Here is a 12,967-nt window from a genome sequence, read left to right as displayed (position 1 = left end):
ATCAGCACTTGCTGCAAGCGCAGCGGGTCGCCGACCAGGCTGCGGGGCACGTCGGCCGCCACCGCTATCGTGAAATCGAGGCTCTTTTGCCGGGCTCGGTCGGAAAACAGGTTATGGAGATTGTCGACGATTTCGTCGAGCTGGAACGCCGTGTGGTCGATGGTCAGGCGGCCGGCTTCGAGTTTGGAGAAATCGAGGATGTCGTTCAGGATGCTCAGCAGGTTGTTCGACGAACTGCTGATTTTTTCCAGATAATCGCGGATTTNCCGGGCTGATTTCCTTGTTCAGGGCCAGTTGCGACAGGCCGATGATCGCATTCATCGGCGTGCGGATTTCATGAGACATGTTGGCGAGAAATTCCGACTTGGACCGCGCTAAGGCTTCCGCCCGCTCTTTGGCCAGCAGGATCACGGCTTCGTTCTGTTTGCGGCCGGTGATGTCGCGCGCGGAAGCAAACAGAAGCGACCGCCCCTCAACAATGACCGGGACCGAATTAATTTCAACGTCGATAATGCTGCCGTCCTTTCTTCGGTGCTTGGTTTCAAATTGCCTGGCCTGGCCTAAATGAACCAACTCTCTTAATAGCCGAAGAACTTCTTCTGCCGGCCACTGCGCGTCCCATTGGGCGATATTGAGTTTCATCGCTTCTGCATGGGAATATCCCAATTGGCTGCAAAATGCTTCATTGATGTCAACGATATTTCCATCCAGATCGACAATATGGATACCGTCGGTCGATGATTTCAGCAGAGTCTGGTAACGAAGATTTTGAGCAGTCAGTTTTTGCTCGGCCAATTTTCGATCGGTAATATCCATACACGAGCCGATATAACCTAAAAAGCTTCCGTCCACATCGAATCTCGGCACGCCGCTATCGTGCAGCCACCGATACTCGCCATCGAAACGCTTCAGCCGATACTCCATCTTGAACGGTTCGTGCCGGTCGAAATGGCTGACGTAAATATCCATACAGCGCTGAACATCGTCGGGATGAACGCAATCCGCCCAGCCGTCGCCTAATTCCTCCTCCATTGAGCGGCCGGTGAAATCCAGCCAGACCTGGTTAAACCAATAGCAGCGTTTGTCGATTCCGGCTTGCCAAATCAGCACCGGCGCAGCGTCGGCAACGTTACGGAAACGTTTTTCCGATTCCTGCAATAGAGCTTCCGTTTGTTTGCGTACAGTAATATCTTCCTGAACGCCGACGAAGTGGGTGATTTTCCCGTCCGGCTGACGAACAGGGGAAATCGAAGCCGATTCTATATATTCGCCGCCATCCTTGCGCTTGTTGATGAACTCGCCTTTCCATGACTTCCCGGCGTTTAAGGTAGCCCATAAATCATCATAAGCGGCCTTGGGCGTCTTCCCCGAATGTAACAAGCGTAAATGCTTTCCTATCACTTCATCGCGCGTATAGCCGGTTGTCTTAACGAAAGCTTCGTTAACATACTCAACGTTGGCATCAAGATCGCTGATAACCACGGAATTGGGACTTTGTTCTACGGCCAACGAGAGCTTTCTTAACGATGCTTCGGCTTGCTTGCGCGCGCTAATATCGCGTGCGGAGTTAAACAGCACCGGCTTGCCGTCCAACTCCAGCGGCAAACCGCTGACTTCGACGTCGAAAAGGCTTCCGTCTTTACGGCGGTGCCGGGTTTCGAACAGGGACTGGCTGGGCCGGTCGAATTGTTGTTTAACGATTTGCAGGCATTCGGCAGGCGTAGATTGGGCTTCCCACCGGGTAACATTCATGCCGATCACCTCATCGCGCCGGTAGCCCAGCATGGTGCAAAAGGAATCGCTAACCTCGATCACATTGCCCTCGGTATCGAGGATATGGATACCGTCGCTGGAATTGCGCAACAGTGCGAGGTTCTTCTCGCTTTCTCTTTGCAAGGATTGCTCGGCGCGCTTACGCTCGGTGACGTCGCGAAAACTCCACACTCTTCCGGCCACTTCGCCGTCGATACGTTGCGGAATAGAATAACGCTCAATAATTTGTCCGGTTTTAAACTTAAGCGTATCGAAAGAGCTGGACTCCGGAGAAGCGTACAGCCCATGCACTTTACTTAAAAAAACATCGGCATCTTCCAACTGATTCATCGCATAGAGCAATGCGGCGCTGTCGTCCTTAGCGGCAACGATTTCGCCGGGGATGTGCCACAGGTCAATAAACCGCTGATTGTACAATACCCAAGTGCTGTTCAGGTCAACCACCAGAATTGCATCGTTGCTGGATTCCAGCGTCGCATGAAGCAACGATAAAGATTTTGCCGTTTGCGCTTCCGCCTGTTTACGGCGGTCGATATTCTCTATCACTGCAACAAAATGATTCGGCGTCCCATCGTCATAGCGGCTCAGTTTCACCGATAAATTTCCCCAAACCACTCCGCCATCCTTTCGTACGTACTTCTTCTCTACAGTAAAGCCGGAAATCTCGCCTGCCAGCATTCGCCTTACCATATCGGCATCGTGCTGACGATAATCGGGATGCGTCACTTGCTGAAACGTCATCGTTAAAAGCTCATCCCTGCTGTAACCGAGCAGATCGCAGTAGCCTTGATTGACTGCCAAGAACCGGCCGTTTAGCCCCGAATTAACAACCCCAACCGGAGCACTTTCGAAAGTGGATCGAAAACGCTCCTCGCTTTGCGCGAGGGCTGCGGTCCGTTCTTCGACCAGCCGCCGAAGCATGTTGCCCCGGCCGGAAAAGACCAGCACGAATGAACTGACCATGCTGGTCAGCAATAAGCCGCCCAATAAAATCAGCCCCGCGTGATTGGATCTGTGAAAAGCAAGATAATGCTGGGTAGGAACAACATCGACCCGCCATGAACGGCCCCCGACCGGGATCGCTGAACTGCTTGTCAGCGAAAAATTTCCGCCGAAAAGACCGTTTTCTTGCAAAACCAGAGGCTTGAGCGATTCCCGGCTATTGGAAAAAATCAACTGCTCGTTCGGAGCAGCTCCTTCGTCGATAACGCTATAGACTAAACCTGCCTGGTTTACATCTTTCAATGCGTTAGTAACAATGTCTTCGCCCCGGAATGCTGCGACCATGTAACCTACGATATTAGCGCGGCGCTGTTCCAAGGTTTGATAAGACAAACCTTGGCGATAAATGGGTAGGTAAGCAAGAATTCCGGGTTGGTTTTTATGTTCCTGGACTAAAATAACCGGTGCTGTAGCAGCTATTTCGCCGGTATCGGTAGCACGGTCGATGGCTTCTTGACGCACTTGATCGGAGTAAACGTCATAACCCAAGGCCTTTTCATTGCCTTGGAAGGGTTCAATGAAGCCGACCGGCACGTATACGGGACGGTCGCCTGCACGCACAATCCGATTGTCGTTATTTTTTTCGGAAATTTGAAAGTTTGGGTACCCTTCGCTTTGAATGCCGCGCTCGTATGCGTCCCGCTCTGAAAATAAAATGCGCGGATCCCATCCTATCGCCTGAATACCGCTGAAATTGTTTAACGAATGTTCAACAAAAATATGGAACTTATTCCGGTCAACATTTTCCGAAGCGGAATAAAAGCTTCCCAGCGAACGCAGCACATTTAAATGTATCAAAACCGACTTTTCCAGTGCTGCGTCCAGCTCTGAAGCCTGTAGATTGAATTCGCGCTTTAACCGCTCATTGTTGCTCTGCGCTTCATAAAAAACGCCGGTGGTCGTCAATACAAACAGCGCAACAATCGGCAGTGTGATCGACAACACCCTGTTTCGCCAATCTTCGTTTGAGCGTTGAGCCCAGGCTAAGGCCAATGGAGTAAAAATAAAAATGCCTAACGCATCTCCCATCCACCAAGTGGCCCAGTTAGCCAGGGAGTTCTCTACCGGCATCCGCCCCGCGGCTACGAGTGTTGAGACGGCAATAGTCGAATTGACTAGGGTGCTTAAGATGCCGCCAAAGAAAAACAGTAGGAAAACTTCTTTTTCCCTGACTAGCGGATTGGGAAAGCCGGCAAAACGGCTGACTAGATAAGCTCCGGCAATGGCTTGTAGACTGGCCCCGGTACCGATTATCAACGTAGTGGCAACGGCAATAATAATTTCCGTCGACGAGCTGGAAATAAGCGAAGTCGACAAATTAACCAGAAACGAGCCCAGCAATATCCCCGGCCAAGCACAGTATCCGAAAAGCAAAATACCCGCCAACGCAATGCCGGAAGGCGGCCAGATCGCCGTTGCATAGCCGGGAGGAATCGCCAGAAAAATGCCTAATTTGCCGGTTGCGCAATAGGCCGCAGCCAATCCTACAATTTGCAACAACTCAATATAAGATCGAGGCGATGGTAGAATGGCTGAAAACAAGGAATCCGGCCTGTAGCTATCTTTAGACATATGAATTTAACTTTGATTTCCCGTTAACCGAACCCGGCCGCTCAAACTTAGGCAATTAGAAAAAGAGCGTCTTGTTTCAATAACGCCCCAAACCGCATAGCCGGCCAGTCTTCATAATAAGTACCGCCTATATGCAGAGGGAGTTGTCGCCCCGTTCCGTTCGTCGATAGCGTTAAAAAGGTAATGTTAAAATGCAATGGCGGAAAGCCGGATAATACATCGATGCGGTCAGCGCATCCGAAAGCATGTCCGGTTTGAGGCGCTTCATGCAAACTAAACCGTACCACGGCAATGGAATTGCAGTGTTCTCCGATGGCGATCCGCAAGGCCTCACTCATGCCGGATACTAACAAGCAACAGGACGCGACGCTACAGGCAAACAGAATATATTAGCCGACGCGTAAACAGATGGAGCGGAAAAGCAAATTGCAAACTGTCTTGGCACACGCATCTCCTGCTTTTTAAGGCATTCTTTGTCAATTCCGGTATACGGGCAATTTAACAAGGCGTGTTTCCGGGCCTCAGAAATTTGGCGCCGGGGTCGGGGGCAGGCCAAAAAAGGTGTAAGCCATATCTTACATATTATGTAAATAAAAGCAAAAAAAGATTTTTCTAGTCCCCAAGATTTAAGGATTCGCTTGCGCGAATAACATCTATCGCAAGCTCGGATAACTTGCAGCGCCGGCTGCGTGCTGTTTTGCGCAGCAGTTCAAAAGCGGCCTTCCGAACAAGCCGGTATTGCACCATGGTAATGCCGATAGCGATACTGATCTCCCGCTCGCATTCAAGAGCGTTTTGCAACTGCTGTCCGGTTTTCCTCAAACCATACAGTTCTGTGGCGCGAGCCAATGCTGCCTCGATGGCTGGAACCAGTTGCCGTATGTCGACCGGTTTTACCAAATAGCCGAGTGCGCCATTGGCGGCCGCCTGCTCTACGATATCCTGATCACTGTAAGCGGTCAGCAGCATGAACGGAATATGATCAAATAAGCAAAGCCGTTCAGCCAGTTCCAGCCCACTCCGCCCCGGCATGTTGACATCGAGGATTATCAGGTCCGGCCGCTCGCCGCTTGCCAATGTCGCTTCAGCCTCGTCGACGGATTCGGCGGTATTAACAATATAGCCCTCTCTGGACAATCCCAGGGACAGGGTGGTCAGCACCAAACGTTCATCGTCGACCAGTAAAAGACTGCGTTTGCTATTAGGGCTAGAGTTCATTGTAACGGTAATAAAATAGTTATAATTAGATGACGGCTGTACGGACGCTCGACGCAATAATACCTCCCTATTGCGTCCCGGCCGTTTCCCCCAGGATTTATCGGTTAATTCTAACGGCAAATCCATCCGTCTAAAAGCGCTTCAATATCCATAAATTCGAGCTATAAGATAGCAAGTTTCGATAACCGCAATTGCTGCTTGATGTATTGAATAATCCAATAAAGATCATTATAGTTAAACCCTTTTTTAGCCTACAAACGTCTAGCCATGCCTTCTTTCGACATTATTTCCGAATTCGACAAACACGAGCTTACTAACGCCGTTGACCAAGCCAATAAGGAAGTCAGTACCCGCTTTGATTTTAAAGGTACCGACTCAATCTTTGAATTGAATGACGATAAAGTGATCATGATTTCCCAATCGACGTTTCAGCTACAGCAAATGTTCAGCGTTATTTGCGCCAAACTCACGCGGCGCGGCATTGATATAGCTTGTATGGAAACCGGCGATCCGAAACCTAGCGGTAAGGGAATGCGTCAGGAAATCATTATGAAGCAGGGGCTGGATAAGGAGATGGCAAAAAAAATCGTTAAATTGATTAAGGACAAAAAACTGAAAGTCCAGGCCGCCATTCAGGGCGACCAAGTCAGGGTAACCGGAAAAAGCCGGGACGATCTGCAAAGCGTCATTAAAATGCTCAGGGAAGAAAAGCTGGAAATGCCGTTGCAGTTTGAAAATTTCAGGGATTAATTACGCAGCTTTTTATAAACAAAGTAGCCGGCGATGGCGAAGCCGAGCCATCCGGTTACCAAAGGTCCGACAGTATTATTGTTAATGCTGACCAAGTAGAGATATTCCGAGTTCATATTCGTATTGAATATGCTGTTATTCATTTTTATTTGCCATACCCACCCGGCATGACAACCGATACATAGACCCAAGCTTTCTTTGACCTGTGTCCTAAGTACGGCCAGAAAAATGCCGACTACCAGCAATCCAACAAATGCCGACGCATTTTTCGGGTTTACTATATTAGCGAATGCTTCTCCCAGTAAGATAAAGCCGCTGAAGATATTAAAGTCCTGCGGGGATATTTCGGTCCTGGTATCCAAGAAATGCAGCGCTGCGAAGTAAGCCGAGCTGATCAAGATTGCCGCAACAACCGGCATGTTCTTTTTTAAACCGGCCAACAGCATTCCCCGGAAAACCGATTCCTCAACGACTGCAATCAGCAGTGCCAGCAGCAATGACAGAATCGTTTTTTTAGCGATTAAACCGCTGTCCCACGGCTGTGAGTCATCGACGACGTTGACGCCGAGCGCATACAAGATCATGAATATCGGCATCAACGTAATTAACCCAAGCCCGAATCCTTGTGGCAATTGTTTTAAAAATATTGGTCTCACGCTAAACCCCAGATCTTCTTTTTTGAAATTCAGGTAAGCCATTGCCGGAAAAATACTCAGCAGCAATAAAATCTGCGTTAAACGGGTGATCAGTGTCCGCAGTGAGGACGGATCATCCTGCACCAGCACTATCAAATAGCTTAACACGCAAGCTGTCGACGTCGCGGCCAATAACACCAGCAAAGGCACTATTGAATAAGCAATATATCGTTTCATTGCCGGCTCCCCGTTTCCGGTTTATCACTGTTGCTAAAATCTCCCCACAACATCTGTACCGCGGCTAATGCGGCAAGCGATGCGGTTTCGGTTCTTAATACGCGGCTGCCTAGCCGAACCGGAATAAAACCGGAAGCTTCCGCAATCTCTCGCTCTTGATTTGAAAAACCGCCCTCGGGGCCTGTCAGTAAAGTGACTTTCATAGCCTCCGGCTTTAACTCCATTAACGACGTTTCCGCATAAGGATCGAGAAATACTTTCAGACCCTGCTGCTCGCTTACCCAGTTCTGTAACTGCTCAACTTCCAGCAATACGGGCAAGGCGGTTCGGCCGCTTTGTTCGGCGGCATGTTGAACGATTTTTTGCCAATGCAATAAGCGTTGCGGTTTTTTTTCGCCTTTGAATTGCACCACGCAACGCTCGGTCAATAGCGGCGTGATCTGGTTAACGCCCAGTTCTACGGCTTTTTGTACCGTCAAATCCATTCTGTCGCCCCGGGAAATACCCAAGCCTAAGACGATCTGCAACGGCGATTCGACACTGCGGTCAGTCCATTGTCCGATATCCACCAGCACGGTTTTTCGGCTGACTTCTCTGAGCGTACACAAATATTCTCCGCCGCGGCCGTTAAACAGAATTATCCGGTCGTCTTTTTTTAGCCGTAATACGGTCCTGACATAATGCCCGTTATCGTCATCCAACTCGATAAGCCTGCCTGTAGCCAACGGCGCCACCGTATACAATCTGGAAACTCGCATATTCAATCCTCAACCGCGTGCTGTATACCTTGCCATGCAACTTCAGCGATTAATAAAAGCTGCTGCTCGCTCACCACATAAGGCGGCATGAAATAAATGACGTTGCCTAAAGGACGCAATAAAACGCCTTTGGCTAACGCGTATTGATAAACTTTAAGGCCGCGACGTTCCTGCCAGGGATAAGGTTCGCGGGTATGTTTGTTTTTGACCAGCTCAATCGCCAGAATCATGCCGGTTTGCCGGACTTCGGCAACATGCGGATGATCGTGAAAACGCATCGCCGCTTTTGCGATAATTTCCGCCAAAGACCGGTTTTTCTCGATGACGTTATCTTGATCAAAAATATCGAGAGTAGCCAGTGCCGCCCGGCAAGCCAGCGCATTAGCGGTATAGCTGTGCGAATGCAGGAACGCGGTCAACGATTGATAATCGGCATAAAACGCCCGATATACCCGGTCAGTTGTTAACACTGCCGACAACGGCAGATAGCCGCCTGTTAAACCTTTGGATAGGCACATGAAATCGGGGCTGATCGCCGCCTGCTCGCAGGCAAATAATGTCCCGGTACGCCCAAAACCGACAGCGATTTCATCGGCGATTAAATGCACGTCATATTTGTCGCAAGCGGCCCTGAGCAATTGCAAATAGACCGGATCGTACATGCGCATATTGCCGGCGCATTGCACGAGAGGTTCGACGATGACTGCGCAGACCGTATCGCTATGTTGCTGTAGCGTTTGTTCCATCAGCGTAAAGCGGCGGGAGGAATAATCCGCCCACGACTCGCCTGGCTCGCGGTTGTAGCAATCCGGACCGGGCACGGTGATCACGTCCATTAATAACGGTGCGTAAGTTTCCTTATACAGCGGCACGTTGCCGACCGCCAGCGCGCCTAAGGTTTCGCCGTGATAACTGTTTTCCAGCGTAATGAATTTGGTTTTTTGAGCTTGGCCGAGGTTGCGCCAATAGTGGAAACTCATTTTGAGCGCGACTTCCACCGCGGAAGAGCCGTTATCGGCATAAAAACAACGGCTCAACCGTTCCGGCGTTATCCGAACCAGCTTTTCCGCGAGCGCGACGCCGGGTTCGTGGCTAAATCCGGCGAAAATCACATGTTCCAGCGTATCGAGCTGGTCTTTTAATGCTGCATTGATGGTGGGATTGGCATGGCCGAATAAATTGACCCACCACGAACTGATCGCGTCGAGATAGCGATTACCGTCAAAATCCTCCAACCAGACACCCTGGCCTTTTTTGATCGGGATTATCGGGAAAGTCTCGTGATCTTTCATTTGCGTGCAAGGATGCCACAATACAGAAAGATCACGGTTGGAAAAAGACTGGTTTGACGACATGGATTCTGCTTTCGCCGGAAATCTTTATGGATTTCGCTGCCTGATTCCGCTTTAGTCGCGAGGCTTGATCTGCAAGTTTTCCAAAATCGCCAAGGTAGGCGCAGACTGGTTCATCGTATAAAAATGCAACCCCGGAGCGCCGCCATCGAGTAAACGGCGGCAAAGATTGCTGACGACTTCCAGGCCGAACGCTTGTATCGCCGCCCTGTCGTCGCCAAAGCTTTCCAGGCGTTTCCGCAGCCAGCGAGGAATATCCGCGCCGCACATTTCCGAGAAACGGAACAGTTGCGAATACTGCGTAATCGGCATAATGCCGGGCACGATAGGAATAGTTATGCCGCTTTTTTCGCAAGCGTCGACAAAGTGAAAGTAAGCTTCGGCATTGTAAAAATACTGGGTAATAACGGCATTAGCGCCCGCCTCCACTTTGCGTTTGAAGTTTTTAAAATCTTCCACGCCGCTGACGGCTTGCGGGTGTACTTCGGGATAGGCGGCAACATGAATCTGGAAATGATCGCCGGTCTCCTGGCGAATAAACTCGACCAGCTCATTCGCGTAACGAAATTCGCCGGCCGACATCATGCCGGAAGGCAAATCGCCCCTTAACGCGACAATTTTAGTGATGCCATGGTGCTGGTAATCTTTCAGGATCGCGCGAATATTGTCTTTGGTCGAGGCGACACAGGACAAATGCGGTGCGGCAGAGATCCCTTTAGACTGAATATCGATAACCGTCGCAAAGGTAAGATCGCGAGTCGAGCCGCCAGCACCGAAAGTAACGGAAAAAAAATCCGGATTGAGTTTAGCCAGTTTGCCATGAACGATCTGCAAACTTGCCGCGCCCTCTTCTGTCTTTGGCGGATAAAATTCGAAACTGAATAGCTGGGGATGTGTTTTTTGCGATTGCATTTTATGGTCTCACTGACAGCCATCTAATGACTATGTTGATGCAGGAGCAATTGCTGGATGTATTGAGTCCGGTACGGGCTATTGCCGCACCGGACGGCGTCCCCGCGGAGACCGCGGGAACAATGTTCAATCAATAACGGTAATGGTCGGCTTTATAAGGTCCTTCAATCGGAACATTGATGTACTTGGCTTGTTCCTCAGTGAGTACCGTTAAGTTTACGCCTAATTGCTTAAGATGAGATCTGGCGACTTTTTCATCCAGCTTTTTAGGCAGGATGTAAACCTTGTTTTCGTACTGAGCGGAATTTTTCCACAGCTCGATCTGCGCTAAAACCTGGTTACAGAACGAGTTGGACATCACGAAGCTGGGATGTCCGGTCGCGCAGCCCAAGTTAACCAAGCGCCCTTCCGCCAGAACAATCAGGCGCTTGCCGTCTGGGAATATGACATGATCAACCTGGGGCTTGATGTTTTCCCACTTATATTGACGCAATGATGCAATGTCGATTTCCGCATCGAAATGGCCGATGTTGCAAACGATTGCCTGATCCCTCATCGCCGCCATGTGCTGATGGGTGATGATATTAAAGTTACCGGTTGCGGTAACAAAGATATTAGCCAGCGGTGCCGCTTCTTCCATTGTTACGACCCGATAGCCTTCCATCGCGGCTTGCAATGCACAAATCGGGTCGATTTCAGTGATCAGCACTGTCGCACCGAGCCCGCGTAGCGATTGCGCGCAACCCTTACCGACATCGCCGTAACCGCAGACAACCGCAATTTTACCGGCAACCATCACGTCGGTAGCGCGCTTGATGCCGTCGACCAGCGATTCGCGGCAGCCGTACAAGTTGTCGAATTTTGATTTAGTGACCGAATCATTGACGTTGAAAGCAGGAACTTTTAACGTGCCTTTGGCGACCATCTCATACAGACGCAACACGCCGGTCGTAGTTTCTTCGGACAAACCTTTAATATCGGCCATCAATTCGGGATATTTTTCATGCATCATGATGGTCAAGTCGCCGCCGTCGTCCAGAATCATGTTCGGACGCCAGCCGTCAGGGCCCTCAATGGTTTGCGCAATACACCATTCGGCTTCCTGTTCCGTTTCGCCTTTCCAGGCAAAAACAGGAATACCCGCAGCTGCGATTGCCGCTGCGGCATGATCCTGAGTAGAGAAAATATTGCAGGAAGACCAGCGAACCTCTGCACCTAATGCGGTCAGGGTTTCGATTAACACCGCTGTTTGAATCGTCATATGCAAACAACCGGCGATACGCGCGCCTTTTAATGGCTGTTCCGCTCCGAATTCTTCACGCAGGGCCATTAAGCCCGGCATTTCGGTTTCGGCGATATTGATTTCCTTGCGACCCCATTCCGCCAAAGCAATATCGGCGATTTTATAATCTGGTTGGCTCATGACGTTTCCTTTATTTAGTGATTAGTTAAAGGCCGGCAGCATCTTTCAATGCGTCAACTTTATCTGTTTTTTCCCAGCTAAAGGTATCTTCGGTACGGCCAAAATGTCCATACGAAGCCGTTGGTTGATAGATAGGTTTTAACAAGCCTAACATCGCAATCAAACCTTTAGGTCTTAAATCAAAAATATCCCTGATGATTTGCACCATTCTATCTTCACTGATTTTGCCGGTACCGAAGGTTTCGACAGTGATTGAGGTAGGTTCTGCAACGCCGATAGCGTAAGAAACCTGAATTTCACAGCGCTCAGCCAACCCGGCTGCAACAATGTTTTTTGCCACGTAGCGCGCCATATAGGCTGCTGAGCGGTCAACTTTTGAAGGATCCTTACCGGAGAACGCGCCGCCGCCGTGTCTAGCCATACCGCCATAGCTATCAACGATAATTTTACGCCCGGTTAAACCACAGTCGCCGACCGGACCGCCAATGACGAATTGACCGGTAGGATTAATGAAATATTTGGTGTCTTTGTGCAACCATTCTTTTGGCAAGACCGGCAGGATAATTTCATCCATGACTGCTTCATGCAATGCTTTTGTCGCAATGTCAGGCGAATGCTGAGTCGATAAAACCACTGCATCAATTGCTACGGGTTTGTTGTTTTCATAGCGGAAAGTAATCTGGCTTTTAGCGTCAGGGCGTAACCAAGGCAGGGTTTTATTTTTACGGACTTCAGCTTGGCGTTTAACCAGCAAATGAGAATAGGTGATTGGAGCCGGCATTAACACATCGGTTTCGTTGCTCGCGTAGCCGAACATCAAACCTTGGTCGCCCGCGCCTTGCTCATGGTTATCCGACTCGTCAACGCCCATTGCAATGTCCGACGACTGCTTGCCGATAGCGTTTAACACGGCGCAACTCTGCCCGTCAAAGCCTATATCGCCATGATCGTAACCGATGTCGCAAACTACTTTCCGAACCAAAGCTTCAAGGTCAACCCAAGCATCGGTGGTAATCTCACCCGCTAAGATAACCATGCCGGTTTTTACAAGTGTCTCGCAAGCAACGCGTGAACGAGGATCTTGCGCCAATAAAGCGTCAAGTACCGCATCCGAAATTTGATCCGCAACCTTATCAGGATGTCCTTCTGAAACTGATTCTGATGTGAAAGTATAATTATTGCTCACGATACCACCTTCTAAAATGTAAAACCCAGATATACAAAAGGCTGCACAGGCAGCCTTCTTGTGTTTGGTGGGCCCTGTAGGACTTGAACCTACGACCTGCCGATTATGAGTCGGACGCTCTAACCAACTGAGCTAAGGGCCCTATATAA

The 12,967-nt window shown here is 49.7% G+C and carries 9 protein-coding genes and 1 tRNA gene; 1 reads left to right on the top strand and 9 read right to left on the bottom strand.

Going from position 1 to position 12,967, the window contains the following annotated elements:
* Nucleotides 1–111: 111 nt before the first annotated feature.
* The gene (locus EKO24_RS00620; RefSeq protein ID WP_143733129.1) at nt 112–4,347 is read right to left on the bottom strand and encodes a PAS domain S-box protein; all 4,236 of its coding nucleotides are present in this window, start codon (nt 4,345–4,347) and stop codon (nt 112–114) included.
* A gap of 612 nt (nt 4,348–4,959) precedes the next feature.
* Nucleotides 4,960–5,565: an ANTAR domain-containing response regulator gene (locus tag EKO24_RS00615; RefSeq protein ID WP_127027647.1), complete on the bottom strand. Its 606-nt coding sequence runs from the start codon at nt 5,563–5,565 to the stop codon at nt 4,960–4,962.
* 267 nt (nt 5,566–5,832) lie between these two features.
* Here EKO24_RS00615 and EKO24_RS00610 point away from each other — a divergent pair, with 267 nt between their 5' ends.
* Nucleotides 5,833–6,315, top strand: a complete 483-nt coding sequence (locus tag EKO24_RS00610; protein WP_127027648.1) for a YajQ family cyclic di-GMP-binding protein — start codon at nt 5,833–5,835, stop codon at nt 6,313–6,315.
* Here the strand turns inward: EKO24_RS00610 and EKO24_RS00605 are convergent.
* The 7 genes from EKO24_RS00605 to EKO24_RS00575 all read right to left on the bottom strand — a co-directional run bounded on the left by EKO24_RS00605 (nt 6,312) and on the right by EKO24_RS00575 (nt 12,960).
* On the bottom strand, nt 6,312–7,187 hold the full coding sequence (locus tag EKO24_RS00605) for a CPBP family intramembrane glutamic endopeptidase (RefSeq protein ID WP_127027649.1): 876 nt from the start codon (nt 7,185–7,187) through the stop codon (nt 6,312–6,314). The genes EKO24_RS00610 and EKO24_RS00605 overlap by 4 nt on opposite strands.
* Nucleotides 7,184–7,945 (bottom strand): 16S rRNA (uracil(1498)-N(3))-methyltransferase, encoded by a 762-nt coding sequence (locus EKO24_RS00600; protein ID WP_127027650.1) that lies wholly within the window; start codon nt 7,943–7,945, stop codon nt 7,184–7,186. The genes EKO24_RS00605 and EKO24_RS00600 overlap by 4 nt, the downstream gene beginning before the upstream one ends.
* 2 nt (nt 7,946–7,947) lie before the next feature.
* On the bottom strand, nt 7,948–9,300 hold the full coding sequence (locus EKO24_RS00595) for an adenosylmethionine--8-amino-7-oxononanoate transaminase (protein ID WP_127027651.1): 1,353 nt from the start codon (nt 9,298–9,300) through the stop codon (nt 7,948–7,950).
* A 51-nt stretch (nt 9,301–9,351) separates the two neighbouring features.
* The gene (metF, locus tag EKO24_RS00590; protein WP_127027652.1) at nt 9,352–10,209 is read right to left on the bottom strand and encodes a methylenetetrahydrofolate reductase [NAD(P)H]; all 858 of its coding nucleotides are present in this window, start codon (nt 10,207–10,209) and stop codon (nt 9,352–9,354) included.
* Between the two features lie 130 nt (nt 10,210–10,339).
* Nucleotides 10,340–11,632: an adenosylhomocysteinase gene (ahcY, locus tag EKO24_RS00585; protein WP_127027653.1), complete on the bottom strand. Its 1,293-nt coding sequence runs from the start codon at nt 11,630–11,632 to the stop codon at nt 10,340–10,342.
* Between the two features lie 25 nt (nt 11,633–11,657).
* Entirely contained in the window at nt 11,658–12,818 is a 1,161-nt protein-coding gene (gene metK / locus EKO24_RS00580) for a methionine adenosyltransferase (protein WP_161990536.1), read from the bottom strand.
* Between the two features lie 65 nt (nt 12,819–12,883).
* Nucleotides 12,884–12,960, bottom strand: a tRNA-Ile gene (locus EKO24_RS00575).
* Nucleotides 12,961–12,967: the final 7 nt, after the last annotated feature.

It is taken from the genome of Candidatus Methylobacter oryzae (assembly GCF_003994235.2).
GTDB lineage: Bacteria > Pseudomonadota > Gammaproteobacteria > Methylococcales > Methylomonadaceae > Methylobacter_A > Methylobacter_A oryzae.
This window is presented reverse-complemented; position numbering and strand designations above follow the sequence as displayed.